We start from the raw sequence: 26,098 nt of genomic DNA, 5'->3' as shown, positions 1-26,098 counted from the left end.
TGCGTCGGCGCGTGGCCTGCTTGGATCGGCGTATGACGGATTGGTCGACGCTCAGCGATGCCTGCGGTTCCGGTTCCGCGGAGCATGTCCCGGCCCTGCTCGATCGCTTCGAGTCCGACCCGAGCGGCGCCTGGTCGGAGCTGATGGATCATCTGTGCCCGCAGCTGGACACCGCGTTCTCGGCGAGCTTCGCGGCTCTGCCCCGGCTGGCCGAACTCGCGGCGGGCTGCGGCACGGAGGACCGCCGGTGGGTACCCTGCATTCCGAATTCCTAGGACTCTTGACCACGAGCTGCACGCTGCTCCCACCACTCACGGTGGTAGCGAATGTAATCCGGATGCACTCGATGCCGACCCTTGGTTTTGAGCTTCGATAAGAGAGTTTCCCCAAACATCTCCGCGCGAACTATGATTGACCAATCTTCGTCTACAACTACCGCACCAATATCTAGCCGCACATGACAGTTGGGGCATACGCAAAGGATGTTGGGTTCAACATCAGGGCCGTTGTGAGGATTTCCTAGAGGCCTTATATGTGCACCCTGGCTATGAGACTGGCCATCTGGCCCGAGCAAGCGACGACCACAGACCTGGCATTCGTCGTCGTAGAGCTTCTTGACCCGTCGTGACGTGGCAACGCTTCGCATGAGGCGCTGAACGGACATGGTCCGCACCTCTGGATACCTCTCCTCGCCCTGCTGCTCGTACACCGCCTCCAGTTCCTCAAGCACCTCAGCGACGTGAGCCTCTACGGCAGTAAGACCCTGTTCCGCATCCGGTAACCGCTCAAGATCGAACTGGCAAATCTTGATTTCAGACCCATCGGGAGCTGAATCCTTGGAGACAGTCGTACGAACGGCCGTAATCCGAAATAAGCCGTCATACCTATACCCTTTAGGAGGCGAGTAGCGCTCATCGCCTTCATAACCGCGAATAATTCGGATCGGATAATTTCGCTCAAAACTGCGCTTGAGAGCAGCGTTGTCAACGTAGGACCAAGACTGGCTACTCAGAAGCCGACGGGTATTCGAGTCGCGCTCCTTCCCCTTCGACCCGCCGGTGTACTTCATCCACGTCCACCGATCGTCGTCGTCGACGTACCCACCGTTGAGGACGATCGCATCAGCGACCGGCAGGCCATCCTCCTCGTCCTTGAGCCAAGAGATGCCCTTCTGGTTGGCCTGGTGCAGCTGGGCACCCATCACGTCCAGTCGACTGCCGAAGAGGTCCCCTACGGCTACACCCTCGATGAGCCCGATAGCCCGTTCGATTCCCATGAGCCCATACTGGCCCGCGTGCGATCACTCATGTCAAATAAGTAATCAACTATGAGCAGTTGCAGCGCGCCATCCGGCTGGATCTGCCCCCTACACCTCCATGTCAGTGCCCTCTGTTACACATGAGGCAGCTGTCCGAGCGAGCGGGGAAGGCCGACATGACCGAGCCACATGAGCCGTCACAGCCTTTCGCTGGCCTCTACGAGCAACTCATCACACTGCGGTTCCAACAGCAGTTGAGAGAGCTCACCGACCTCGGGTGGCATCCCATGAGTGATGCCGTGGGGCCGGACTCGGTGCCTCACATCCTGGCGAGACATGTCGCAGGAACGGTCCGGCGTGTCCTGCAGAACCTTCCTGCAGAGGAACGGGTCTACGCCGCGAACCACATCCTGGAGTCCATCAGCACGTTGAAAGGCGCGCAGGAGTGGGTGGACCTCGTAGCCGAAGGGCCACGCCAACTCCTGGCTCTAGTGCGGCAGGAGGCTCCGGGCGTCTTTGCCGTGCGCCCTGGTATCCCGCTCTCCGACACTGCTCTCATCACCAACTCGCCCGACGACCCCAGCCTCGGCTTCGAGTTGCGTGCCGAGCTCGCCACCGCCGATCGCGTCGACCTGCTGTGCGCCTTCGTGAAATGGCATGGTCTCCGCATCATCGAACAATCTCTTCACGCTGCCGGTGAGCGGAACGTGCCGATACGCGTCATCACGACGACCTACATCGGGGCGACCGAACGACGCGCGTTGGATCGGCTGGCGCAAGAGTTCAACGCCGAGGTCAAGGTCAGTTACGAGACGAGGTCGACCCGGCTCCACGCCAAGGCGTGGCTGTTCCGCCGGAACAGCGGTTACAACACCGCGTACGTCGGCAGCTCCAACCTTTCCAAGGCGGCGCTGCTCGATGGGCTGGAGTGGAACGTCCGACTTTCCTCCATCGCCACACCCGACGTACTGCGAAAGTTCGACGCGACCTTCGAGGCCTATTGGAGTGACCCCACCTTCGAGTTGTACGACCCGGACACCGACGGCGCACGACTTCAGGAAGCGCTGGCGATCGCCGGGGGCACCTCAAATACCTCGGCCGTAGATCGCCGAATCACTCTGTCGGGTCTCGAAGTACGCCCCTACGCCCACCAACGCGACATGTTGGAACGCCTCGACGTCGCGCGTGAGGTGCATGACTGGCACCGGAACCTTCTGGTCGCGGCGACAGGCACAGGCAAGACCGTGATGGCCGCGCTGGACTACAAGCAGCTACGCAAGAAGCACGGCCGTGACTTGCGCCTCTTGTTCGTCGCTCATCGCAAGGAGATCCTCCAGCAGTCCCTGCGGACCTATCAGGACGTCCTGGTAGACGCGAACTTCGGCGAATCCCTGCACAGCGGGGAGATCCCAGAGCTCTGGACGCATGTCTTCGCCAGCGTGCAGTCACTCAACGCGCGCGCACTGGACCGGCTCGCTGCTGATCACTTCGACGTAATCGTGATCGACGAGTTCCACCACGGGACTTCACCGACTTACCGGAAGATCCTCGATCACTTCGAGCCGCTGGAGCTGCTCGGACTGACCGCGACTCCCGAGCGCATGGACGGCAAGAACATCCAGGACGAGTTCTTCGATGGGCGCATCGCTGCCGAAATGCGGCTGTGGGAGGCCCTGGAGAACGAACTGCTCAGCCCCTTCCACTACCTGGGTATCAGCGACAACACCGATCTGAGCGCGGTGAAGTGGCACCGCGGGGCGTACGACGCAAGTGCACTGAGCGATGTGCTGTCCGCCAACCATGCGCGAGCCTTGCTGGTCCTGAAGGCCGTGGAGGAGAAGGTTGTCGATCCAAGTGCAATGCGCGCGTTGGGCTTCTGTGTTTCTGTCGAGCACGCGCACTTCATGGCGGAGTCCTTCCGCAAGGCAGGCCTCAACGCCGTTGCCCTGTCTGCCGGAACCCCCGCGGATCAGCGCAAGCAGGCCCTGACTGACCTCAGGTCTGGGGCGTTGCAGGTGATCTTCTCGGTCGACCTCTTCAACGAGGGCCTCGACATTCCTGACGTAGACACCCTGCTTCTGCTGCGCCCCACCTCCAGCGCAACGGTGTTCTTGCAGCAACTCGGCCGAGGGCTTCGGCGTACCGAGAACAAGGCGGTACTGACCGTGCTGGACTTCATCGGCCAGCACCGCAAGGAGTTCCGTTTCGAGACCCAGTTCCGTGCCCTGACGAATCTGACCCGCAAGCGGCTCTTGGACAACATCGAGCAGGACTTCCCGCAGCTCCCGTCTGGCTGCGAGATCATCCTTGAGGAGAAGGCCAAGAGAACCATCATCGCTAACATCAAGGACCAGATTGGCGTCAACGTCACCGCCCTGGCACGCGAGGTAGCGGACTACGCCGAGCTGAACCTCAGCCGCTACCTGGACGAGAGCGGGCGCGAGCTCAAGGAGCTCTACCGCAATGGAAGCTCGTGGACGGGTCTACTCCGTCGCTCCAGCCTCCTGAAGGGGGAGGCTCCGGAAGGTGAGGTCGCGCTCCTCAAGCGTGTCTCCGCGTTCTTGCACGTAGACGATCCGCTACGGGTTGCCGCCTACACGCGGATGTTGCAGGACGACACCCCTACCTACAGCGAGCTCGACGAGCAGGGACAGGCTTACGCCCGCATGCTCTTCTTCCAGCTGTGGCCACTCGGCGGCATCGTTCGCAAGGGATACGCCAACTACGACGCCGGGTTTGCAACCCTGCGTAACCAGGACGCTTTCCGAGGTGAGCTGCGCCAGGTGCTGGGGTACAACCTCGCGCACACCGGGCACGTACCGATCCCTCTCTTGGGCTTGGGCGGTCCGAGTGGCCTCCCCCTCACCGTGCACGCTTCATACAGCCGTGAAGAGCTCCTTCCTGCGCTGGGGCAGTCGTACATCGGCGGCTTTATGCCGGCCGATTTCCGCGAGGGTGTGAAGTGGTGCGACTCGATCAAGACGGACGCGCTTCTCATCACTCTGGAGAAGGACGAGAAGGACTTCTCACCACAGACCAGGTACCACGACTACGCGCAGAGCGAGACCCTCTTCCACTGGGAGTCCCAGAACCAGACCTCTGAGACCTCCCCTACTGGCCTGCGCTATCAGCATCATGTTGCTGAGGGCAGCCACGTCCTGCTCTTCGTGCGCCGTTACAAGAGCACCGACGTAGGTGGTGCCCAGCCGTGGATGCTGCTCGGCCCGGCGGAGTACGAGAAACACACGGGTAGCAAACCGATGGCGATCACGTGGAAGCTGAAGCACGAGATCCCGGCGGACGTCTGGACATACTCGACGATCAAAGCCGGGTAGCGCCTCACGTCGAGTCGCTCACCACCCCTGCTTCCGCTTCGAAGTGCATCTGCGCTCGGTCCAACGCATCATCCGCATCGCGGCCGTGTGCCCGAAGCCAGTGGAGGAGGTCCGCAATGGCACCGATCGCCGCCTCCTCCGCCACGGCCGCCCGCAGCCGACCCAGGTCAGCTGCGGGCGGCAACGTTACGCCGTTGTAGAGGCCGAGCACCTCCCCCGCTCTCGTCACGTGAGGTCCACCTCGGTGGCCGTTTGGCGAGGTCAGCGTGGTGGGGAGCTCGCACCATGTCATCTTGCGGTCGGCGAGAAGCTGCACGCCCCAACGGTCAGCGGTGAAGGTGATGAGCTCCATCCCCCGCCCGGATTCGGAGTTGACGCCTTGGTTGAGGAGCGTGGGCAAGGCCCGGGTGTCGGGGTCGTAGACCTCGATCCGAAGGCGGGTGCCCTTCATAGAGACAGCAAGGGTGGTGGGGGTACCGGCACCGACGTGTGTGATCACGTTGGAAACGAGCTCGCTGACGCAGAGCTGGGCCGCGTCGATGAGCTCGTCCAAGCCCCAGAGTCCGAGGTGGACCCGCAAGACGCGTCGTAGACCTGCTACTTCCTCGGGCTCCGCCAGAAAGTGAAGGTCCCAGGGCTTCCTGGGCATGCAGGTGGTGCAGTCCATGCTCAACTCCTTCTTGCCCACACCGAGTTGCACAGTGCATTCGGTCACACACCTAGAGTTGCATTGGAACTCTCAAAATGGAACTCTCACTAGGACCGAGAAGGAGCGCACCGCCAAATCTCGCGCCCCCGGCGCACACCGCCTTGCCGACCCGTGCAAGCAACCAGGACGATCTGATGGACCGACATGAAGGGTTTGTAGGGATGCCGATTGGACCCACCACGCGCAGGCGCCAACTAGGCGCGGACCTGCGCCGTCTGCGCGAACTCAAGAGACTGACCCTTGAGGAAGCAGGCTCACGCGTCGGCATCTCAAAGGCAACGCTGAGTCGGTACGAGACGAAGGAAGGCACGGTCAAGTGGCCGGCCGTGGACGCACTTTGCCGCGAGTACGGAGCTACCGACGCGGAACGGCTTGCTCTGGTCGAGCTTGCGAAGGGTGCCAGGATCCAAGGTTGGTGGCGGTCACTCGCCGACCCCATCCCTGACTCCATGAACCTCATGCTCACGCTTGAGGACGAGGTCGTACGCGAAGACCATTACGCCTGCATGTACATCCCTGGCCTGCTCCAGACCCGCACGTACGCCGAGGCCGTTCACCGGGCTTCGGAGGTTCAGTGCGCGGAGCGGGAAGTGCAGCACATGGTGGACATTCGCATGAAGCGGCAAGAGCTCCTTGAACGGGAGGAGCCGCCGCACATCTGGTCCGTAATCGACGAAGCCGCCATCCGCCGCAGCGTTGGGGGGCGTGTGGTCATGCGCGAGCAGCTACAGCATCTGCTCACCATGTGCGAGCGCCCGAACATCACCATCCAAGTGCTTCCCTTCTCAACAGGAGCACATGCAGCGGCAGTTGGAAGCTTCGCCGTCCTGCGCGGGCCGAAGCCTGACCTGGATGTGGTGTACGTAGACCTACTCGGCGGCGGACTCTTTATGGAGAAGCCCCAGGAACTGGATCGCTATAGGTTGGCGTTCGAGTACCTGAGCGCACAGGCGCTCGATCTTGAGTCTTCGGCAGCACTCATCGCCCGTATAAGCAAGGAGACGTGATGACCGCACGGCCCGTGCCCGCTCCCTCGTGGTTCAAGTCCTCTTACAGCGGGGGAAGTGGGACGGAGTGCGTGGAGTGCGCATGGCTGGCGGGTAGCGCTCTGATACGCGACTCGAAGCGCGTCGGAGGGCCTGTTCTTGCTGTTCGAGGTCAGGCATGGCAGGTGTTCATAGGCTCGTTGAGCAACGTGAGACTTGAAGGCTGAAGGCACAAGATTCAACAGACGTTTGCGTAACGTTGTGCGTACCACCCCCAGTGAGCTCGGCAGCGATCAGGCCCAGTAGACGCTGGCCAGCGGATATCCACCCGTATCGAAGGTTTCCTGGGACACGGAGATCCCGAACGCGATCTCCAGGCCCTTGAGGAACCGTTGCTGCCAGTCGGTTATCCATCCTTCGTTCTCGAAGACCGGATGCCCGCCGACGTAGCGGACCTCAGGGCGGCATCCCGCATCGTGCATGGCCCAGTTGAGGAAGGACATCCTCGGCGCGTAGTCGAAGTAGTGTCCGCCGCTCCGTTTCGTCTCTTCGTCGAAGTAGCCGTAGATCTCGTCGCTCCACACCAGCCGACCGTCTTCGAAGTAGAGCATGCAGTACATGCCCTTGGCTGAGATGTTGTAGAGGAGCACGACCCGGCCGGTTCCCTGCGGCAGCGCGAAGCCTTCTCGGAAGTGGATCAGGTAGTCGAAGTCGCCTGCGAGGAAGGACCAACCGCCTTCCTTGCCGTAGACAGTTACGAAGGGTTCATCGGGGACTTGTGTATGTGGGTGGGTCCGGTCGTAGATGGCCTTGGCCTCGGCGCTCACCGGTTCAGGGATCTCCCAGGGAACGGCTCCGAAGACCACCGCCAGATCCTGCGGCGCGATACCTTCGGCGAACACGAGACCCGCCTGTTCCCCAGGGATGAGGTCGGTACGGTCGCTCGCCCACCGCTCGCCGAGCCATGCGATTCCATCGTTTTCTGCCATGCACAGGGACCGTAACAGCAGGGTCCGACAACGGCGTTCGGGCCGTTGGTCAACGTTCAACCGTGGGCTGGTTGCCTGCAGTCAAGGGCCTGCTGTTCGAGCGGGCCGTCCCCGGCCGGGGACGCGTAGCTGAGGGGAAGAACGCGGACGCCGACCAACACCTGCGCCTCCGCTGGCCGCTTCCTGCCCCTCGCACCCCCGGAACCGTTTCACCAAGCCCCATGTCCTCCTTCACGGAAGGTGGTTCCACGCCGCGGACCGCCTCCGAAGGGGGAGGGTCATGGGGGAGATACGCGAAGGGGCACGGTTAGGGGCTTGGGCTGTCGCCGGGGTTGTCGGCCTGGCGGTGTTGTACGTGATCGGGGCGTTCGCCTTCGGCGGCGCTATGTGGATCACCGCCCCGCTCCGCGGTGAGGGGGACGAGCGCGAGAACACCGTCGCCTCGGGCGAGTTCCGGCAGACCACGTACGAGGAGTTCTTCGGTCTGTGCGAGGCCGTGCAGAACGCCGAAGGGACGATCCAGGTGCTCCAGGAGGAGCGGAAGGCCGCTTCGGAGACTCGCGCGACGCAGATCGACCAGTCGGTCACCGCGCTGAAGACCACGCGGATCGAGTCGGTCAACGCCTACAACTCGAAGGCCGCTCAGGAGCACCGCGCAGCCTTCCACGACAAGGATCTGCCGTACCGGCTGGATGCCACCGCCGAGCGCACGACATGCACCAACTGATCCCCAACTCATCCCGGGAAGAGGGCAGCACGGCATGAAGAAGTCCGTACGCGTGTCCCTGGCCGCCGTCATCGCGCTCGTCGGGGGTCCCGCCCTGACGTCCTGTACCAGCGAGACCAGTCAGGACAAGGAGACCAAGGCCAAGCAGAGCAACTACGACCACCTCGTGGCCCTGCAGCCGGCGGGCCGCATGGAGTACTCGCCGACCCGTGAAGCGATCAACCAGTGGGTCCAGACATGGGGCAAGCGGGGCAAGCTCTCGTACGTCTACATTCAGAACGCCAAGGGCGAGTACGGGTACTTCATCATGAAGGGCCTGCCGGTACCGCGCTGCAAGATGCTCACTCCGCCGGAGCGGGTGGAGGACGCCGCGGTCCTCACACAGCCCGGCATGGACGGCACGTACACGACGGGTTCCACCTGCAACGCCTATTACGGTTTCGACGCCACGACGGGCGCGTACATGGAGTTCACGGTCGGCACGAACCAGTCGTTCTTCCTGTTCGACAAGCCCATGACGTTGCCGGAGTACTCCAGCGCCAGGCAGTTGGGGCCGACCTCGGTGAAGGACGCCGCGAAGAAGCCTTGAGGGGTTGGGGGCCGGTCGGAGAAGTGCCGGCTCCCGTTTCCCGTTTAGCGGCGTGACCAAGTGGTACACGACCCAGCGCCACGTGACCGAGTGGTACGTGATCACGCTGATGTCACGTCTTCCTGACCTTGTCGTAGCGGCCCAGGAAGCGCGGCGCACCGTTCTCCACCCGGTGCAGGAAGAGGCCGTTGACCAGGTTGAACTGGCCGGTCTTGGCGTCGAATTCGATGGTCTTGGCGAGTCCTTTGTAGGTGGACGCGCGGAGTCTGCGCACCATGGCGCCCCGCTCGACCTCGACAGCCCCCAGCCCGCCCAGACTCTGGGCGACGAAGAGCAGCGCGTCGTACGCCTCCACCGCGAAGCGCTCGACGGTGCGCACCCCGAATCGCTTCTTGTACGCCGTCACGAAGCCTGCGGCGGCGGGCAGTTCGGCCGGGTCGACGTAGGTCGCGCTGATCAGCCAGCCCTCGGCCGCGGCACCCGCCTCGGTGAGGAACGTGGGCTCCAGGACCGGTTCGGGGGCCATGCGCGTGCCCTGGAACCCGGCCCGGACGAGTGAGCGGGCGCACAGGGCGGCCCGGTGCGGGGAGGTGCCGGCGTAGACCACGGCCTCTGCCCTGGCGGCGAGCACGGAGGCGGCGACCGTGTCGAAGTCCTCGCTGTCCGCGGGGACGGCATGGGTGGTCGTCGTGCCTTCGGCGGGCGGGTACGCGGTCAGGGATCTGACGATCTGCCAGCTGGTGCGGCTTGCCGCCCAGTCGTCTATGAGGGCGGTCCTGGTGCTCTTCTCGACGTGGGTGAGGTAGTGGATGAAGGGCGTCGACAGTGTGTTCTCGTCGGGCCTGAGCTGGAAGAACGCGCGTTCGGAGAGGTCCGGGTCCAGGCCGGCGGAGACGGTGACGACGGGCAGCAGTGCCTTCTCGTAGCGGGCGATGGACGCCTGGGTCGCGGCGTTGCCTGTCGGGCCGATGACGGCGTACACGTCGTGGTCCGCGACGAACCTTCCGGCCACCTCCGCGGCCCGTTTCGCCTCCCCCGCGTCATCGAGGACCTTCAGGGCCAACTCGAAGGTACGGCTGCCTGGCGAGCCGGAACTTCCCCAACGGGAGCGGGAGTTGAAGTCCTCCACGGCCAGCCGCGCTCCCCTCTCCTGCGCCCGGCCGATCGTCCTGTCCGTGCCCGTCAGGTCCGCGTGCACTCCGATGACGTACCGGGGCAGTGGTCCCGAGCCCGTTGTCCCGCCACCGCCGCCCGCCGACGGCCGGGAGGCCGCCCAGGCCGCCAGGCCGCCGCCGGTCAGGGCCACCGCTGCCGCCGAGCCCAGGGTCAGCAGGCGGCGCCGGGAGGGGGAGGGCTGTTCCGCCGGCTGTACGAGGGTGGACGGGCCGGGGTCAGGGAGGGCCAGGACTGCGGCCGAGCGTCGTGCGATCAACCGGGGCAGGGTGGGCGGCAGCCAGTCGCCCCCGGCCTCGCCCGCGCCCTCGTCGGCCAGGGCGTCCCGTACCGCCCGTGCGGTGGGCCTGGCCTGCGGGTCCTTGGCCAGGCAGCTCGTCAGCAGCGGGACCAGGGACCGGGGCACCGCTTCCAGGTCCGGTTCCTCGTGGACCGTACGGAAGAGGACGGCGGCCGGGGTGCCAGTGCCGAACGGGCGGCGGCCCGTTGCCGCGTACGCCAGGACGCAGCCCAGCGAGAAGACGTCGCTCGGTGGGCCCATGTCACCGGCTCGCGCCTGCGCCTGTTCCGGCGAGAGATAGCCGGGTGAGCCGATCACCACGTCGGTCGCGGTGATCGCGGTGGCCGTGGTGGACCGCGCGATGCCGAAGTCGATCAGCCGGGGGCCGTCCAGGGCGAGCAGCACGTTGTGCGGCTTGACATCCCGGTGCACCAGGCCCGCCGCGTGCACCTCGGTGAGCGCCTCGGCCAGCCGGGTGCCCAGCGCGCGTACCGTACGGTCCGGCAGCGGCCCGTACAGTTCGACGGCCTCGGCCAGCGACGGGCCCGGTACGAAGGCGGTCGCGAGCCAGGGCTCGGGGGCCTCCGGTTCCGCCGTGGTGACCGGCACCACCCACCGTCCGGTGAGCCCGGTCGCCGCCTCGGCCTCGCGCCGGAACCGGGTGCGGAAGCCGTCGTCGGCCGCGTACTCGGCGCGGATCACCTTCAGCGCGACCAGCGCCCCTCCCGTCGAACGGGCCAGGTAGACCACGCCCATACCGCCCGAGCCGAGCCGTCCCAGCAGCCGGTGGCCGCCGACGAAGGGGGGGTCGCCCGGCTTGAGCGCGTGCACTCCCACACGGCCTTCCGCACGGTCTCCCGTGTGCGGGTCTCCGGCGTGCGGGTCGCCCGCGTGGCCGTCCGGGTGCGCCCCGCCAACCGCCCCGCCCACCGCTACGCCGCGGAGGGGGCTTCGCCGAGGAAGCGGAACCGGCCGCCCTCTACCTGGTGCAGGAAGACGCCCCACCCGGCGAACGTGCCGTCCTCCGGCTTGAAGGAGAACTCCTTGGTGATGCCCTTGTAGCGGCTCTTGCGCAGCAGACCCACCAACTCCTGGCGGCTCGGCGGCTGTCCGGCCTTCGCAGCCTGCGTACCCGTCGTGTTCTTCGTTGCCGTCGTGTTCTTCGTTGCCGTCGTGGCCTTCGATGCCGTCGTGGCCTTTGTTGCCTTCACCAACTCCTGGAGGACGAGGTTGACGGTGTCGTACGCCTCGGCGGCGTAGTAGCCGGGCGCGGCACCGTAGCGCTTGCGGAAGGCGGTGGTGAAGGCCGCCGCGGCCGGCACGGCGGTGGGGTCGACGAAGGAGGAGGTCATCAGCCATCCCTCGGCCGCGTCCCCGGCCAGATCGAGGAACGCAGGGTCGATCACTGCCTGCGAGCTCAGCCTCGGCCTGTCGAAGCCGACGCCCGCAAGTTCCCGGGCCGCCTGGACCGCTCCCTGCGCGTACCCGGCGTAGATGAAGGAGCCGATCCCGGCCCGCAGCATGTCGGCGACCACGGGTGCCAGGTCGTCGGTGCCCGCCGGGACCACCCGAGGGTAGGCCGGCCTGCCCAGGTCACGCAGCACGAGGATGCTGATCGAGGCGGTTTCCTGGGCGTACGTCTGCCCGGTCCGGTCCTGGAGGACGCCGGGCCGCGCTGTCTCCTTCTGCCCCATCAGGTAGAAGCTGATCGGGAGAGCGACCGCCGCGTCACTGGGGCGGCAGTGCACGAAGGACCGGTACTGAGCCCTCGTCAGGATCAGCCCTCCGGCCGAGACGCACAGCAGCGGCAGCAGGGCCTCGTCGTAGGCGGCGAGGACCGCGTTGGCGGTCTCGTCGTTGGTCGGGCCGAGCACGGCGAGTACGTCGGCGTCCTGGATCAGCGTCTTGGCCGCGGCGGGTGCCCGCGCCGCGCTGCCGCCGTCGTCGACCGCCTTCAGGGTGAGCTCGAACGGCTTGTCCTTACGGGAGTTGAACTGCTCGACCGCCAGTCGCGCGCCCTGCTCCTGCGCCCGGCCCGCCGTCCGCTGCGCGCCGCTGAGATCCGCCTGGACCCCGATGGCCCAGCGCCGGGCCGCCGGTGTGCCCGGGGTGTCCTCGTCGCGCAGTGCGGCCCAGGCCGCGGCCCCGCCCACCGCCATGAGCACCGCCGCACCCGAGGCCAGGAGCAGTCGGCGCCGGCCGGGCGACGGCGGCTCCGCGTCCTGTCCTGCTTCGGCTGCCGCGCCGGCGGCCGGCAGCGTCGGCTCGATGTCGGGAAGCGCCAGCATCTCGGACGAGCGGTCCGCGATTCCCCGTACGACGTCGTCAGGCAGCCAGTCGGTCTGGCCACTGTCGGGGACGGCGTCCTCGACCAGCAGCACCGTGCAGATCTGCTCGGCCGTCGGACGGTCCGCGGGGTCCTTCGCCAGGCACATGTGCAGCAGCGTCAGCAGTTCGCCGCTCGCCGCGTCGTCGCCGGAACCGGTGCCGGGCTCGTCGCCCGACTCGATGCCTGCCAGGTCGGGCTCGTCGTGGACCGTGCGGTAGAGGAGGGCGTCCACCGCGCCGGTGCCGAACGGCGGACGGCCGGTCACCGCGTACGCCAGCAGACAGCCCAGCGAGAAGATGTCGCTTGCCGGGCCCACCTGGGCACCGCGTGCCTCGGCCTGCTCCGGGGAGAGGAAGCCTGGCGTGCCGACGACCAGGTCGGCGGAGGTGATCGCGGTCTCGTCGACCACGCGGGCGATCCCGAAGTCGATGAGACGCGGACCGTCCACGGCGAGCAGGACGTTGGCGGGCTTGACGTCACGGTGGACCAGCCCGGCGGCGTGCACCTCGCGCAGCGCGGCGGCGAGCATCCTGCCCAGGACTCGCACGCTCCGGGCTGGCAGCGGACCGTGGCGGGCGACGGCCTCGCCGAGCGAGGGGCCGGGCACGAAGGCGGTGGCCAGCCAGGGTGCCGCCGCGTCCGGGTCGGCGCCGGTGACGGGCACCGCCCAGGGGCTCGTCACCCGGCGGGCCGCCTCGACCTCGCGGCGGAACCGGGCACGGAAGTCCGGCTCGTCCGCGTACTCGGCCTGGATGACCTTGACGGCGGTCAACGTCCCGGCCTCGGTACGGCCGAGGTAGACCACGCCCATGCCACCGGCGCCGAGGCGGGCCAGCAGTCGGTGTCCGCCGACGGAGGAGGGGTCGGTGGGGAGCAGGCGCTCGCTCATTCCGCAGCCTCCAGTTCGGTCTCGACGTCGCCCAGCATCTGGGACAGTCCTGGCACCAGGGCGGCAGTGACCTCTGCGTCGGTCCGGCCGGTGGCGCCCCTGCCGACGGCAGCCACGGTGACCTGGCCCAGCCGGCTCTGTATCCAGTAGTAGTAGTGAGGGCCGCCGAGTTCGTCGCTGTAGAACTGGCCGCCCTCCGAGAGCGCGTCCTCGGCGGTCAAGTTGCCCATCAGCCCGTACGACGTGCCCTGGGAGAGCAGCCCGGTGATCCGCTCGCCCTCTCGGAGCTGCTGGTCGGGGCAGCGCATCGCCTCTTCGAGCATCCCGGCCATCTCCCATTCGGCGTCCGTCACGGTCCGGTGCACGGTGACGACGGCGGTGATGCGGATCGGGCCCTTGCCGTCCTCCGCGGGCAGTTCGCTGTAGCGGGTGAGTGAGGCGAGCACCGTCGCGGGTAGTGACTCGCGCCGCCAGACACAGTTCGCGTCGAGCACGGGCCAGTAGCCGGGGTCACTCTCGTACGGGTCGCGTCTGACGAAGCCGGGCCCCCAGCTCACGGGCTCCGCCGCGACGGCGCGGGCCAGGCGTACGGCCTGCGCGCGGGTCTTCGGCAGGCGGGCGGGGTCGGGGTCGAAGGCCAGAGCTGTGGGGCTGGGGGTCGGGGTCGCGCTTGAGTCCGAGTCCGGGTCGGGGCTCGAAGCGGGGCTGGAGCGTGTGCCACCACTCGTTGTCGAGCCCTTGGACCCGGCGGTACCGTCCCCTCCCGAACCGGAACAGCCGGTCAGTAACAGCCCGACGCCCACCAAGACGCCACAACACCGCCCCAGCGGTCTCTGAAACACCGTCAACTCCCGCCATCCGCACCCGCGTTCCCCCCGCTGGGAGCGTAGCGACTATGCCGGCGGGACACTACGAACATGTCGGAGTCCGTCGCTCCGTCCCGGACAGGACCGGTCACCCCGCCCGGCCGGTTACCCAGGATCACGGGTTAGCCTCGCCCGTAGCGCACGTACACGCACCCGTACACGACTGCTGTACGACCCGATCCAGCGGAGGCAGGCCGACATGGCGAAGACGACCAAGGTTCCTACGGCGCTCGTGGCTGCCACCGGCCTCGTCGGTGGGTACGCCGTCGCCCGCTGGAGCAGGAACCGGCAGCTCGGCGGGACCGTACTGGCCGTCGCGGGGACCGTCGCCGCGCAGCGCTGGCAGGAGCAGGCGGGTGTGACGGCCGCCGGGGCGCTGACCGTCGCGTACGTCGCCGCCTTCGCCGGATCGCACCCGCTGGCCAAGAAGGTGGGCGCCTGGCCCGCCGTGTTCGGGGTCGCCGGAGCCGTCGCCCTCGCCTCCTGGGCCGTCGCCGACCGGCACTGAGCGCTCTACCGGGGTGCTGTGAGGTGCTGTGAGGTGCTGGGCGTTTCGCCGCGACGCCGTCGTGGCTGGTCGCGCCCACACGGCGGAGCCGTAAATGTCACAGCCCCGCGCCCCTAGGGGGTCACCGCAGCCCCCGTCGAGAACTCACCGTCGGCACGCCGACACCAAGCCCTCCAGCGACTCCTCCTCCACCCGGAACGCCCGTCCGACCCCCGCCGCGACCAGCACCCCCGCAGCGATCACCAGCGTGAAGAAGGCCCAGGTCAGGGGCCAGGCGTTGGCGAAGCCGTCGGGTGGGCCGGGATGGGTGCGCAGGGAGACGTACATGAGCGCCGCCGGCGGGACGGCGATCAGGAGCAGTGGCCAGCCCCTGCTGTCGCGGTATCCGAAGTAGGCGGCCAGGAGCAGCAGCAGGACACCCAGGGCGACGACCCCGACGCCTGTCACCAGGGTCGTCTCGTCCGTCGCGCCCACGCTCTCGGCCCGGTTGCGCAGGTCCCAGGGGACGCAGACGACGTACGACGCCGAAGCGACGGCGGCGCCGAGTGCGCGTGTCAGCCAGCGCTCGGCCCAGGGACGTGTCCCCAGCGGCCCGAGCAGCTTCCCGGTGGTGCCGTTCCCCGTTGTCTCGGTCATACGTACGAGGGTCACCTGTCCGGGGACGGTCGGACAGAGTACGCGTACTCAGGTGCGGGTACTCAGACGCGGTACCGAGTGCGGTACCGAGGCGCCTTCCCCACCACGAAATCGACGATGTGGACTACACCCCCACCGCCCGCGACACCACATAGATGAGCAGCCCCGCCAGTGAACCGACCACCGTGCCGTTGATGCGGATGAACTGGAGGTCGCGGCCGATGTGCGCCTCGATCTTCTTCGTCGTGTGCTCGGCGTCCCAGCCCGCGACCGTGTCCGTGATCAGGGAGGTGATCTCGCCCTGGTAGGTCGTCACGACGTACACCGCCGCGCCCTCCACCCAGCCGTCCACCTTGTTCTGCAGTCTGGAGTCGACGGCCATCCGGGACCCCAGCGACAGCAGCGACGCCCGTACGCGCAGCCGCAGTTCGCTGCGCTCGTCCTCGGCCGCCGAGACGATCATCGAGCGTACGGCCGTCCAGGCGGACGCGATCAGGTCCTGGACCTCGCCGCGCCCCAACACCTCGGTCTTCAGCCGCTCGACACGCGCGCGCGTGTCCGTGTCGGACTGGAGGTCGGAGGCGAAGTCGGTGAGGAAACGGTCCAGGGCGCCGCGTGCCGGGTGGGAGGGGGCGTCGCGCATCTCGGTGACGAAGCGCAGCAACTCCTTGTAGACGCGCTCGCCGACCTTCTTGTCGACGAACTTGGGCGTCCAGCCGGGCGCGCCGCCCTGCACGGCGCCCATGACCTCCTCCTCGTGCACGACGAGCCAGTCGTGGGCGCGGACGCAGATCAGGTCGACGACGCGTTTGTGGCCGCCGTCCACGACGACCTTCTCCAGCATCTTCCCTATCCCGGGCGCGATCTCCTGGGCGTCGGCCCGCCGGGTGACGGCCTCGCCGACGACCGCCTGGACGTCGGAGTCGCGGAGGACGGTGAGCGCCCCGCGCAGGGCCGCCGACAGCTCCGCCGTGACCCGGTCGGCGTGCTCCGGCTCGGCCAGCCACGTACCGAGACGGCTGCCGATGCCCACCGCCCGCAGCCGCTCCCGTACGACATCCTGGGAGAGGAAGTTCTCGCCGACGAACTCACCCAGGGAGACGCCGAGTTGGTCCTTCTTGGTGGGGATGATCGCGGTGTGCGGGATGGGCAGGCCGAGGGGATGGCGGAAGAGGGCGGTGACCGCGAACCAGTCGGCCAGCGCACCGACCATGCCCGCCTCGGCCGCCGCCGCGACATACCCCGTCCAGGCACCGGCGCCCTGCTCACCGGCCCACTTGGCGAGGACGTACACGACGGCGACGAAGAGCAGCAGCCCGGTCGCCGTGAGCTTCATCCGGCGCACCCCGCGTCGGCGCTCCTCGTCGGCGGGGCTGAAGGAGGTCATGGCACGGCCCGGGACCGTACCGGCGGGGGCGACGGGCGCGGCTCGGGTGCGCCGCCGCCCGTCGCCTCCTTCGGTCGCGTCCTCTGATGCCGTTCTCGTCCGTTCCATTCGCTCCACCATTCAGTGATCCCTCACACATTGTCCCTTCCTGACCGACTCCCGGAACGGAACAAGAGTTCCCCGCGTATACCCGGAGGGAGCCGATCCCATCGATTCGACCGGCTCTCACAGGCCCATCCCGCATCATGGGCTCAGCCCACCGGAGCCCCACGCTCCCCGCCGTACGAGGAGTCACGCATCCCATGACCAGGCGCCACGGTTATGGCCTGCTCGCCGCGATGATCACGCTCGTCGTGGCCGTGTCGGCCGCCATATACGTCGGGGCGGCCCTCGACGACGGCAGCCGGCGCACAAAGGCCGTCAGCCAGTCTCGCGGCGACTCGGGCAACGAGGTCGCCCCCGCGTCCGCCGGCGCCTGGGTCGGCACCTGGGCCGCCTCCCCGGTCGAGGGCGAGCCCGGCACCGAGGTGCGGGGTCTGGCGGGCCGCTCCCTGCGCAACGTCGTACACACGGCGGCCGGCGGTACGAGTGCCCGCGTCACGCTCTCCAACCTCTACGGCAAGCAGCCCCTGACCATCGCCCACGCCTCGATCGCCGTCGCCGCCGCCGAGAACAGCGCCGCCGCCGACGCCGCCACCATGCGCCGGCTCACCTTCGGCGGCGGCGACTCGGTGACCATCGCGCCCGGGCGGCAGACCGTCAGCGACGCCGTGCGGATCGCCGTCCCGCGCGACAGTGACGTCCTGGTGACGACGTACGCCGAGGTCCCCTCCGGCCCGGTCACCTACCATCCGCGCGCCCGGCAGATCTCGTACGCCGCCGTGGGCGACCGCACCGAGGACCCGCACGCCACGGCGTACACCGAGCGGACCGAGGCCTGGCGGTACGTCACCGCCCTGGACGTCCTCAGCGACCAGGCCAACGGCACGGTCGTCGTCCTCGGCGACTCGCTCACCGCCGGCAGCACGTCGAGCGTGGGCGCCAACAGCCGGTGGCCCGACGTCCTCGCCGACCGGCTGCACGCGGCGGCGGAGTCCGGCGCGGACGTGCCCCGCTACAGCGTCGTCAACCAGGGCATAGGCGGCAACCGCGTGCTGCGGCACGGCGGCGTCGGTGTGCCGGCGCCCAACGCGAGCGGACTGTCACGGTTCGGGCGGGACGTCCTGGGCCGTACGAACGTCAAGGCCGTCGTGATCGACCTGGGCGTCAACGACATCCTGCGCGCCCGCGACCCCAGGACCCTGCGGGCGTCCTCGATCGTCTCCGGGCTGCGTGAGCTGGTGGATGACGCGCACCGGCGGGGGCTGCGCGTGGTGGGGGCGACGCTGATGCCGTTCGGCGGGTTCCACGGGTACTCGGCGACCACGGAGGCACTGCGGCAGGCCGTGAACGCGGAGATCCGGAGCGGGCGGGTGTTCGACGCGTACACGGACTTCGACAAGGCGCTGCGGGACCCGTACGACCCCCGGCGGTTCCGCGCGGACTACGACTCCGGGGATCATCTGCATCCGAGCGACAAGGGGTACGCGCGGATGGGTGAGGTGTTCGACCTGGAGGATCTGAAGGGGGCGGCACCGGCGGAGCTCTAGCGGGTGCGCGCGGGGTGCGTTGAGAGTGCGGGTTGCGGGGTTGCGGGGTGCGTTTCAGGGTGCGGGTCCGGTGGGGGCTGGTCGCGCAGTTCCCCGCGCCCCTGACGGCGTGCCCCCGTCACCCGGAGTCCTCCGACACCGAGCCGCCGTGGCTCACCTGTGGTCCGGCCCCGAGCCGTCCAGTTCCCCCCGCCCCTCCCGCCGCTCCAGCTTCTCCTGGCGCCGTTCCTCCTTCAGTCGCTGGCGCTCCGCCTTCGGGAGTTTGCGGGTCACCCCGACACCGCCCCAGAAGGCGAACCCCTGGATGATCACCCGGGGTGCACCGGGGTCGCCCAGTACCCCCTCCTGGCTGTGGTCGAAGCCGCCCATGATGCCGATGCCGCGCACGACGACCTCGACGCCGGGCGGCACCAGCACATTCACGCCGCCCATGATCGCGACACAGTTGAGGACCACCTCACGGTCCGCGAAGTTCGCCTCGCGCAGGTCGAGTTCACCGCCGCCCCAGAACGCGAACGCGGTGAACCGACGCGGCACCGTCCAGCGCCCCCTGCGCTGGAACCCGCCCATGACGGCGACACCCCACTGCGAGGACCCCTCGCCCCCGACGATCCGGTCCGGCCAACTCCCGTCCCCCACCGGCCGCTTGACCATGTTCACCGCGGGCGCGGTCACCCCGGCCCCGGGCAGGTCACGGGTGATCGGCGTCAACTCACCGTACGTACGCGCCTGATAGGTCGCGTCCAGCCGCTCCTCGAACTCGGCCATGTCGAGCCGGCCCTCCGCGAGGGCGTCCCGCAGTACCTCGGCGACTCGTTCACGATCGGCGTCGGAAGCACGCAGCTCCGGAAGGTCGTCCGTCATGCAGGCAGCCTACGAGGTTCCGCCAGATCTCCGCGAGGGAGACTACGAGGCCGCTCTACCCGATTTCTCGGCCTGCTCGGCGTACATCTTCGCGATCACGGCCTCGATGTCCGGCTCCCGCACCGACAGGTCCACCAGCGGATACTCGGCCGCGATCCGCGCGACCAGCGGAGCCGCCGACTCCGACGCCGGGAACGCCAGCCACTGCCGCGGGCCCTCCACCCGTACGACCCGCGCCGACGGCACCTCGACCGGCGGCAGTTCACGCTCCAGGTCCACGACGAGGGTCCGCTCGCTGTCGCCCACCTCGTGCAGACCGGCCAGCGGGCCGTCGTACATGAGCCGGCCGTGGTCGATGACCATGACCCGCGAGCACAGCTGCTCGATGTCCTGGAGGTCGTGCGTGGTGAGCAGGACCGTCGTGCCGCGTTCGGCGTTCAGGTCGCGCAGGAACTCCCGTACCCGGGCCTTCGAGATCACGTCCAGACCGATGGTCGGCTCGTCGAGGTACAGCACCTCGGGGTCGTGCAGCAGCGCCGCCGCGATGTCGCCCCGCATCCGCTGGCCGAGGGACAGTTGACGGACCGGAACGTCCAACAGGTCGCCCAGTTCGAGGAGTTCGACGCAGCGGTCGAGGTTCTCCCGGTAACGGGCGTCGGGGATGCGGTACATGCGGTGCATCAGGCGGTACGAGTCGATCAGCGGGAGGTCCCACCACAGCGTCGTACGCTGCCCGAACACCACCCCGATACGCCGCGCGAGGCGGGTCCGCTCGCGGGACGGGTCGATGCCGGCGACGCGCAGCCGGCCGCCGCTGGGGGTGAGGATGCCCGTCAGCATCTTGATGGTCGTGGACTTCCCGGCGCCGTTCGGGCCGATGTAGCCGACCATCTCCCCGCGCGCCACCCGGAAGGAGATCGAGTCGACCGCCCGCACCTCCCGCCGCTCGCTCTTCATGAACCCGGTCCGCTTGCGCACGTCGAAGACCTTCTCGACGCCGTCCAGTTCGATGAAGGACTCGTTGAACATCTCGTTGAAGGAATCGTCCACTCGCTAACTCCCCGTGCTCCGGTACGAACGAAGTCCCGCCCGCCAGGCCAGACCGGCCAGCGCGCAGCAGCCCAGCGCCACCAGCGGCGGCAGGAACGCCACCCACTCCGGCAGGTCGAGCGGATAGGGGCGGCCCAGCACGTACAGCGCGGGCAGCCAGTTGACGAAGGCCAGCGGGAAGAGGAACGTCACCCCGCGCACCAGATCCTGCGCGAACAGGCCCGGCGGATACTGCAGCAGCGTGGCGCCGCCGTACGTGAACGCGTTCTGCACCTCGGAGGCGTCCCGCGCCACGAACTGGAAGGCCGCGCCCCCGACGAACACCGCGCAGAAGATCGCCCCGCCGCTGACCACCATCACCGGCATCAACAGCACCTTGAGCACCGTCCAGTGGACGTCGTCGAGGGCGGTGAGTGCGTAGCCGAGCACCATCAGGCCCTGGGTGATCCGGCCGAGGCGGCGCAGCGCGAACCGGTCCGCGGCGACCTGCGCGAGCACCGGCGCCGGCCGGACGAGGAGCGTGTCCAGGGTGCCGTCGCGGACCCGGCGCCCGAGCCGGTCCATCGACCCGACGACGAGGTCGGCGATCCCGAACGCGACCGCCGACAGCCCGTACAGGAACGCGATCTCGGGCAGCGAGTAGCCGCCGAGCCGGTCGATCCGGGAGAACATCAGCACGATCGCCAGGAAGTCGAGGCCGGTCGCCACGAAGTTCCCGATCGTGGTCATCGCGAAGGACGCCCGGTAGGCCATCGTGGACCGGATCCACATCGCGGCGATCATCCGATAGGCCCGTACGCCGTCGCGCACGCGCTCCCTGCGGCCGAGCGGCCCGTCGTCCCATTCGGCGCCCGTCCACCGCTCGCCCCGGACACCGGTCTTCACCGCACCGCCCACGCCCACGCCCACGTCACCCACCCTGAACCACCACCCGCCGAGTAGCGACCGCCTGCAACAGACGCCCCGCCCCCAGCAGCGCCACCGCCCACCCGGCCTGGAACGCGAACGTGCCCAGCGGATCCACCCGCCCCAGCAGCACGTCCGCCGGCGCCTGGATCAGCGCCGCCCACGGCAGGGCCCGTACGATCTCGCCGAGCAGCCCCGGGAAGACGTTCAGCGGCAGCACCATGCCCGAGCAGAAGACACCCGCGAGCCATGTCATCTGGGTGATGCCCGCGCCGTCCATCAGCCAGAACGCGGCCAGTGCCACCAGGAACCGGAAGGAATAGCTGACCAGTATCCCGAGCGTGACCGCGACCAGGAACGCCAGCCAGGCCAGCGGTGAGGCCGGGAGCGTCAGGTCGAAGAGCCAGGCGCCGATCGCGAACGGGATCAGCCCACGGCCCAGCAGCTGGAACAGGGCCCGGCCCAGGTCCTGGGCCAGCCACCACAGCTGGAGGTCGGCCGGCCGGTACAGGTCGATCGCGATGTCACCCGTACGGATACGCTCGATCAGCTCTTCCTCGAAGCCCGTGCCCATCACGCACATGGTCGTCAACAGCGCCTGGCCGAGCCACACATAGGTGAGGGCGTCGGACTGGTCGTACCCGCCGAGGTGGGGTCTCTCGTCCCACAGGGCGATGTAGGTGTAGGCCAGGATGACCCCGAAGACGGTGTTGGTGAACACCCCCGCCAGCGTGGCCGCCCGATAGGTGGCATACCGTCGGAAACCCCCCGCAGCGACGGCCGCGTACAACCGTCCAGAACCCACGACACCAGCCTTCCCCAACGCGTCGGGACCGAAGCGCAGGAGCCTAGTCCGCACTCCTGACCTCCCGCCACGTGTTTTCGGGCAGGACGCGTGCCGAGGTCAGGGAACTGATCGCCGGGTGCGACAGTCTTCAAGAGGGGGCGCAGAAAACGTTTGAAGTGGTGAATGAGGTCGTACGGGAACGTACGACGCGAAACAGGAGTCCGTGCACGACATGAGCGACCAGCCAGAGCCGCAGCAGCCGACGCAGGGCTCGGCACCCGGAGAACCCGACGTACGGCCCGACACGGAACCCGAGCGAACCGTCGAGCAGCCCGCCGTGCGAGCCGACACGGAGCCCGACGCGAAACCCGATGCGGAACCCGACGCACAAGCCGAACAAACCGTCGTGCAGCCAGTCGTCCAAGCCGACGCACGAACCGACGTGCGAACCAATGTGCATCCCGAGGTACATCCCGGCGTGCAACCCGGAGTGCAACCCGAGGTGGCGGAGGCCGGGAAGGCCAAGAAGGCCAGGCGTCCCCGGCGCACCGGGTGGCGACGGCTGGTCCCGACCTGGCGGTTCGTGCTCGGCACGTTCGTGCTGGGGATCCTGCTGGTGATCGGCCTGTTCGCGCTCGGCTACTACATGGTGAACATCCCCGCGGCGAACGCGGCGGCCACCAAGCAGAGCAACGTCTACCTCTACGCCGACGGCAGCCAGCTCGCCCGCGACGGCGAGGTCAACCGGGAGAACGTGACGCTGTCGCAGATCTCCAAGGACGCCCAGCACGCCGTCCTGGCCGCCGAGGACCGCGACTTCTACACCGAGTCCGCCATCGACCCGAAGGCCATGCTCCGCGCCGCCTGGAACACGGTGACCGGCAAGGGCAAGCAGTCCGGCTCGACGATCACCCAGCAGTACGTGAAGAACTACTACCTCGCGCAGGAACAGACCGTCACCCGAAAGGTGAAGGAGTTCTTCATCGCGATCAAGCTGGACCGGGTGAAGACGAAGGACGAGATCCTGGAGGGCTACCTCAACACCAGCTACGCCGGCCGCAACTCGTACGGCCTACAGGCCGCCGCCCAGGCCTACTACGGCGTCGACGCCGTCGACCTGACCGCCGGCCAGGGCGCCTACCTCGCCGCGCTGCTGAACGCGCCGAGCGAGTACGACGTGATCGCCCACCCCGAGAACAGGCCGGCCGCACTCGCCCGCTGGAACTACGTCCTCGACGGCATGGTCAAGAAGGGCTGGTTGACCCAGTCCGCGCGGAACGCCATCACCTTCCCCGAGCCGAAGCAGTCGATCGTCTCGACGGGCATGTCCGGCCAGCGCGGCTACCTGGTCAAGGCGGTCAACGACTACCTCTTCGACAACAAGATCCTCACCGAGGACGAACTCCAGGCCGGCGGCTACCGCATCACCACCACCTTGCAGAAGCCCAAGCAGGACGCCTTCGTGAAGGCGGTCAACGACAAGGTGATGAAGAAGCTCGACAAGAAGAACAACAAGGTCGACAACTACGTCCGCGCGGGCGGCGTCGCCATCGACCCGGCCACCGGCAAGGTCCTCGCGATGTACGGCGGCATCGACTACACCAAGCAGTACGTCAACAACGCGACCCGCCGCGACTACCAGGACGGCTCCACCTTCAAGCCGTTCGTGTTCACCTCCGCCGTCCAGAACGGCTCGGTGACCCAGGACGGCCAGACGATCACCCCGAACACGTACTACGACGGCACCAACGAGCGCCCGGTCGAAGGCTGGAGCGGCGGTGAGTACGCCCCCGAGAACGAGGACCAGTACTCGTACGGCGACATCACCGTCCGCACGGCGACGAACAAGTCCGTGAACGCGGTGTACGCGCAGATGGCCGTCGACGTCGGCCCCGCGAAGGTCAAACAGACGGCGATCGACCTCGGCCTGCCGTCCGACACGCCCGACCTCAACCCGTACCCGTCCATCGCGCTCGGCACGTCCACGGCCAGCGTCCTCGACATGACGGAGGCGTACGCCACGCTCGCCAACCACGGCAGGCACGGCACGTACACGATCATCGAGAAGATCACGAAGGACGGCGAGGATGGCGCGGTGACCCTCCCGAAGCAGAAGACCAGGCAGGTCGTGTCGCGGGAGGCCGCCGACACGACCACCGCGGTCCTGCAGAGCGTCGTGGAGGACGGCACGGCGACGGCGGCCCAGGCGGCCGACCGCCCGGTGGCCGGCAAGACCGGCACCGCCGAGGAGGACACCGCGGCCTGGTTCGCGGGCTACACCCCCGACCTCGCGACGGTCGTCGCGGTCATGGGCCAGGACCCGGTCACCGGCAAGCACAAGTCGCTGTACGGCGCGATGGGCCTCGACCGGATCAACGGCGGCGGCGCCCCCGCCGAGATCTGGGCCCAGTTCACGAAGGACGCCCTGAAGGGCAAGAAGGCGAAGGACTTCGACCTCCAGCTCCAGGAGGGCGCCGACGAGGAGCAGCTCCCGCCCGCCGACCCGTCGCCCGACCCCGGCGCGGACGCCGGCCAGGACAACGGCGGCACCACGGACGGCGGCCAGGAGACCCCGGGCGCGACGACCGGCCCGACAGGCACCCCGACGACCGGCGGCACGGCGACGGACGGGACCACCACCACGGGCGGTACGACCACGACCGGCGGCACGACGGACACCGGCGGGACCACCACCACCGGCGGCACGACGGACACCGGCGGCACGACCACGGACGGCGGCACCACCGACACCGGGGGCACGACGGACTCGGGCGGCACCACCGACACCGGCGGCACGACGGACTCGGGCGGCACGACGGGAGGAACGACGCCGGGAACGACAGGCGGCGGACTGACCTCGCTCGGACGGGACTGACGGCCGCGGCTCCCCCGCTCGACCAGGGCGGTCCGGCGACCTCCGGTCAGTGACCGGAGGTCGCCTTGAGCCCGACAACGGCGACCAGCAGCAGGCAGACGAAGAAGATCCGGGCGGCGGTGACGGGCTCCCCCAGCACGACCATGCCGACCACCGCCGCACCGGCCGCCCCGATCCCGACCCAGACGCCGTAGGCGGTACCGATGGGCAGCGACTTCGCGGCGTACGAGAGCAGCAGCATGCTGGCGACGATCCCGGCACCGGTGAGAAGGCTGGCCAGGGGCCGCGTGAACCCGTCGGTGTACTTCATCCCGATCGCCCAGCCGACTTCGAGCAGACCGGCGACGACAAGCAGAACCCAGGCCATGACAGGCACCTCCGAGAGACGTACAGGCGTACGGAACGGGGTGCGTCGTCTTTGCGTCGGGCCCGGTACGGCGCGTCTCGTCGGGTGCTTGCCAAGCTAGCAAAGGGCAGGCGAGGGGACGAGAAAGGGGCTGGTGACAATGGCCACCAGCCCCCAGTGCCCTAGCCCTGTGCCTTGTGGCCTGTGCCGCTGATTTACAGATACAGGCCGGTCGAGTCCTCGGAGCCCTCGAACCGGTCCGCCGCGACGGCATGCAGATCGCGCTCACGCATCAGCACGTAGGCGACCCCGCGCACCTCGACCTCGGCGAGATCCTCCGGGTCGTACAGCACACGGTCGCCGGGCCCCACCGTCCGTACGTTCTGCCCGACCGCGACGACCTCCGCCCAGGCCAGCCGACGACCGACGGCCGCCGTGGCGGGGATCAGGATGCCGCCACCGGAACGCCGCTCGCCCTCGCCGGCGTCCTGCCGGACGAGCACACGGTCGTGCAGCATCCGGATGGGCAGCTTGTCGTGATGGGTGCTCTCTTCATTGCTCTTGGCGCTCACACTCCGAACCTACCTGCCTGTTCAGCCCTTGCGCCGCCGGGTGCCGAGAGCGAGCAGCCCGACCAGCCCCACGACCACCAGGGCGACCGGCACGATCCGCTCGATCCGGGGCGCCCCGTCCTTGTCGACGAACTGCCCCTTGACGTCGCCGACCACGCGGTTGACGCCGACATAGGCCCGCCCGAGGGTGTGATCGACGCCGGCGACGACCTTGGCCTTGGCATCGCCGACGATCGTCTTCGGGTGCACCCGCACCCCGATCTCGTCGAGCGTCTCGGCCAGCGTCTCGCGACGACGCCTGATGTCCGCCTCGATCTGCGCCGGGGTTCTGCTGCTGTCCGAGGTGTCCGCCACCGTACGCCCTCCGAAGTCCGCTGGATGCATTGCT

At 68.3% G+C, this 26,098-nt stretch carries 24 protein-coding genes and 1 riboswitch; of the genes, 9 read left to right on the top strand and 15 right to left on the bottom strand.

The genetic code is table 11. The features are described from left to right. Positions 1-32: 32 nt before the first annotated feature. A complete protein-coding gene (locus OG595_RS26940) occupies positions 33-275 on the top strand; it encodes a hypothetical protein (protein ID WP_329276367.1) in 243 nt (80 codons plus the stop codon). On the opposite strand, the gene OG595_RS26935 is transcribed toward OG595_RS26940, so the two are convergent. After that, complete coding sequence (locus OG595_RS26935) at positions 272-1,276, bottom strand: YDG/SRA domain-containing protein (protein WP_329276365.1); 1,005 nt, start codon at positions 1,274-1,276, stop codon at positions 272-274. The genes OG595_RS26940 and OG595_RS26935 overlap by 4 nt on opposite strands. 158 nt (positions 1,277-1,434) lie before the next feature. Here OG595_RS26935 and OG595_RS26930 point away from each other — a divergent pair, with 158 nt between their 5' ends. Continuing rightward, entirely contained in the window at positions 1,435-4,593 is a 3,159-nt protein-coding gene (locus OG595_RS26930) for a DUF3427 domain-containing protein (RefSeq protein ID WP_329276363.1), read from the top strand. 4 nt (positions 4,594-4,597) lie between these two features. Here the strand turns inward: OG595_RS26930 and OG595_RS26925 are convergent, their stop codons facing one another. Continuing rightward, positions 4,598-5,260, bottom strand: a complete 663-nt coding sequence (locus OG595_RS26925) for an ATP-binding protein (protein WP_329276361.1) — start codon at positions 5,258-5,260, stop codon at positions 4,598-4,600. Positions 5,261-5,463: 203 nt separating this feature from the next. Here OG595_RS26925 and OG595_RS26920 point away from each other — a divergent pair, with 203 nt between their 5' ends. Further along, a complete protein-coding gene (locus tag OG595_RS26920; protein WP_329283218.1) occupies positions 5,464-6,309 on the top strand; it encodes a helix-turn-helix domain-containing protein in 846 nt (281 codons plus the stop codon). Next, the gene (locus OG595_RS26915; protein WP_329276359.1) at positions 6,309-6,515 is read left to right on the top strand and encodes a DUF397 domain-containing protein; all 207 of its coding nucleotides are present in this window, start codon (positions 6,309-6,311) and stop codon (positions 6,513-6,515) included. Before OG595_RS26920 ends, OG595_RS26915 begins: the two co-directional genes overlap by 1 nt. A gap of 66 nt (positions 6,516-6,581) precedes the next feature. Here the strand turns inward: OG595_RS26915 and OG595_RS26910 are convergent, their stop codons facing one another. Next, entirely contained in the window at positions 6,582-7,277 is a 696-nt protein-coding gene (locus OG595_RS26910) for a hypothetical protein (RefSeq protein WP_329276357.1), read from the bottom strand. A gap of 280 nt (positions 7,278-7,557) precedes the next feature. Here OG595_RS26910 and OG595_RS26905 point away from each other — a divergent pair, with 280 nt between their 5' ends. Together OG595_RS26905 and OG595_RS26900 are read left to right on the top strand one after the other, a co-directional pair. Continuing rightward, positions 7,558-8,004, top strand: a complete 447-nt coding sequence (locus tag OG595_RS26905; RefSeq protein ID WP_329276355.1) for a hypothetical protein — start codon at positions 7,558-7,560, stop codon at positions 8,002-8,004. 34 nt (positions 8,005-8,038) lie between these two features. Then, positions 8,039-8,593 carry a hypothetical protein gene (locus tag OG595_RS26900; RefSeq protein WP_329276354.1) on the top strand — a complete coding sequence of 185 codons (555 nt, stop codon included), beginning with the start codon at positions 8,039-8,041 and terminating at the stop codon, positions 8,591-8,593. Between the two features lie 112 nt (positions 8,594-8,705). Here the strand turns inward: OG595_RS26900 and OG595_RS26895 are convergent, their stop codons facing one another. The 3 genes from OG595_RS26895 to OG595_RS26885 form a co-directional block, all read right to left on the bottom strand. Beyond that, positions 8,706-10,877 (bottom strand): bifunctional serine/threonine-protein kinase/ABC transporter substrate-binding protein, encoded by a 2,172-nt coding sequence (locus OG595_RS26895; protein ID WP_443073361.1) that lies wholly within the window; start codon positions 10,875-10,877, stop codon positions 8,706-8,708. A gap of 101 nt (positions 10,878-10,978) precedes the next feature. Next, on the bottom strand, positions 10,979-13,264 hold the full coding sequence (locus OG595_RS26890; RefSeq protein WP_329276350.1) for a bifunctional serine/threonine-protein kinase/ABC transporter substrate-binding protein: 2,286 nt from the start codon (positions 13,262-13,264) through the stop codon (positions 10,979-10,981). After that, complete coding sequence (locus tag OG595_RS26885) at positions 13,261-14,067, bottom strand: hypothetical protein (RefSeq protein WP_329276348.1); 807 nt, start codon at positions 14,065-14,067, stop codon at positions 13,261-13,263. The genes OG595_RS26890 and OG595_RS26885 overlap by 4 nt, the downstream gene beginning before the upstream one ends. Before the next feature lie 262 nt (positions 14,068-14,329). Here OG595_RS26885 and OG595_RS26880 point away from each other — a divergent pair, with 262 nt between their 5' ends. Then, the gene (locus OG595_RS26880; protein ID WP_329276346.1) at positions 14,330-14,638 is read left to right on the top strand and encodes a hypothetical protein; all 309 of its coding nucleotides are present in this window, start codon (positions 14,330-14,332) and stop codon (positions 14,636-14,638) included. A 144-nt stretch (positions 14,639-14,782) separates the two neighbouring features. Here the strand turns inward: OG595_RS26880 and OG595_RS26875 are convergent, their stop codons facing one another. After that, complete coding sequence (locus OG595_RS26875; protein WP_329276344.1) at positions 14,783-15,274, bottom strand: hypothetical protein; 492 nt, start codon at positions 15,272-15,274, stop codon at positions 14,783-14,785. Positions 15,275-15,398: 124 nt separating this feature from the next. After that, positions 15,399-16,769: a DUF445 domain-containing protein gene (locus tag OG595_RS26870; protein WP_329276342.1), complete on the bottom strand. Its 1,371-nt coding sequence runs from the start codon at positions 16,767-16,769 to the stop codon at positions 15,399-15,401. A gap of 194 nt (positions 16,770-16,963) precedes the next feature. Between OG595_RS26870 and OG595_RS26865 the strand changes: the two genes are divergently transcribed. Next, complete coding sequence (locus OG595_RS26865; RefSeq protein ID WP_329276340.1) at positions 16,964-18,310, top strand: SGNH/GDSL hydrolase family protein; 1,347 nt, start codon at positions 16,964-16,966, stop codon at positions 18,308-18,310. A 153-nt stretch (positions 18,311-18,463) separates the two neighbouring features. Here OG595_RS26865 and OG595_RS26860 read toward each other — a convergent pair whose 3' ends face one another. The 4 genes from OG595_RS26860 to OG595_RS26845 are packed head-to-tail and all read right to left on the bottom strand — an operon-like array spanning position 18,464 to position 21,935. After that, a complete protein-coding gene (locus OG595_RS26860; protein WP_329276337.1) occupies positions 18,464-19,174 on the bottom strand; it encodes a DUF1707 SHOCT-like domain-containing protein in 711 nt (236 codons plus the stop codon). A gap of 42 nt (positions 19,175-19,216) precedes the next feature. Further along, complete coding sequence (locus OG595_RS26855; protein ID WP_329283215.1) at positions 19,217-20,203, bottom strand: ABC transporter ATP-binding protein; 987 nt, start codon at positions 20,201-20,203, stop codon at positions 19,217-19,219. Positions 20,204-20,227: 24 nt separating this feature from the next. After that, a complete protein-coding gene (locus OG595_RS26850; protein WP_443073360.1) occupies positions 20,228-21,133 on the bottom strand; it encodes an ABC transporter permease in 906 nt (301 codons plus the stop codon). Position 21,134: 1 nt separating this feature from the next. Continuing rightward, positions 21,135-21,935 (bottom strand): ABC transporter permease, encoded by an 801-nt coding sequence (locus tag OG595_RS26845; protein WP_329276334.1) that lies wholly within the window; start codon positions 21,933-21,935, stop codon positions 21,135-21,137. Between the two features lie 214 nt (positions 21,936-22,149). Here OG595_RS26845 and OG595_RS26840 point away from each other — a divergent pair, with 214 nt between their 5' ends. Further along, positions 22,150-24,792, top strand: coding sequence for a transglycosylase domain-containing protein (locus OG595_RS26840; protein WP_329276332.1), 2,643 nt, complete (start codon positions 22,150-22,152; stop codon positions 24,790-24,792). A gap of 46 nt (positions 24,793-24,838) precedes the next feature. On the opposite strand, the gene OG595_RS26835 is transcribed toward OG595_RS26840, so the two are convergent. From OG595_RS26835 to OG595_RS26825, 3 genes are all read right to left on the bottom strand, one after another. Then, entirely contained in the window at positions 24,839-25,159 is a 321-nt protein-coding gene (locus OG595_RS26835) for a DMT family transporter (protein WP_329276330.1), read from the bottom strand. A gap of 39 nt (positions 25,160-25,198) precedes the next feature. Then, positions 25,199-25,265, bottom strand: a riboswitch (guanidine-III (ykkC-III) riboswitch). 88 nt (positions 25,266-25,353) lie between these two features. After that, positions 25,354-25,710 (bottom strand): GroES family chaperonin, encoded by a 357-nt coding sequence (locus OG595_RS26830; RefSeq protein WP_329276328.1) that lies wholly within the window; start codon positions 25,708-25,710, stop codon positions 25,354-25,356. A 21-nt stretch (positions 25,711-25,731) separates the two neighbouring features. Then, on the bottom strand, positions 25,732-26,064 hold the full coding sequence (locus OG595_RS26825; RefSeq protein ID WP_329276326.1) for a DUF3618 domain-containing protein: 333 nt from the start codon (positions 26,062-26,064) through the stop codon (positions 25,732-25,734). Positions 26,065-26,098 lie beyond the last annotated feature (34 nt).

Source organism: Streptomyces sp. NBC_01451 (assembly GCF_036227485.1).
In the GTDB taxonomy this organism is placed as follows: domain Bacteria; phylum Actinomycetota; class Actinomycetes; order Streptomycetales; family Streptomycetaceae; genus Streptomyces.
The sequence above is the reverse complement of the archived record's forward strand: the minus strand, read 5'-3'. Positions and strand labels throughout refer to the sequence as shown.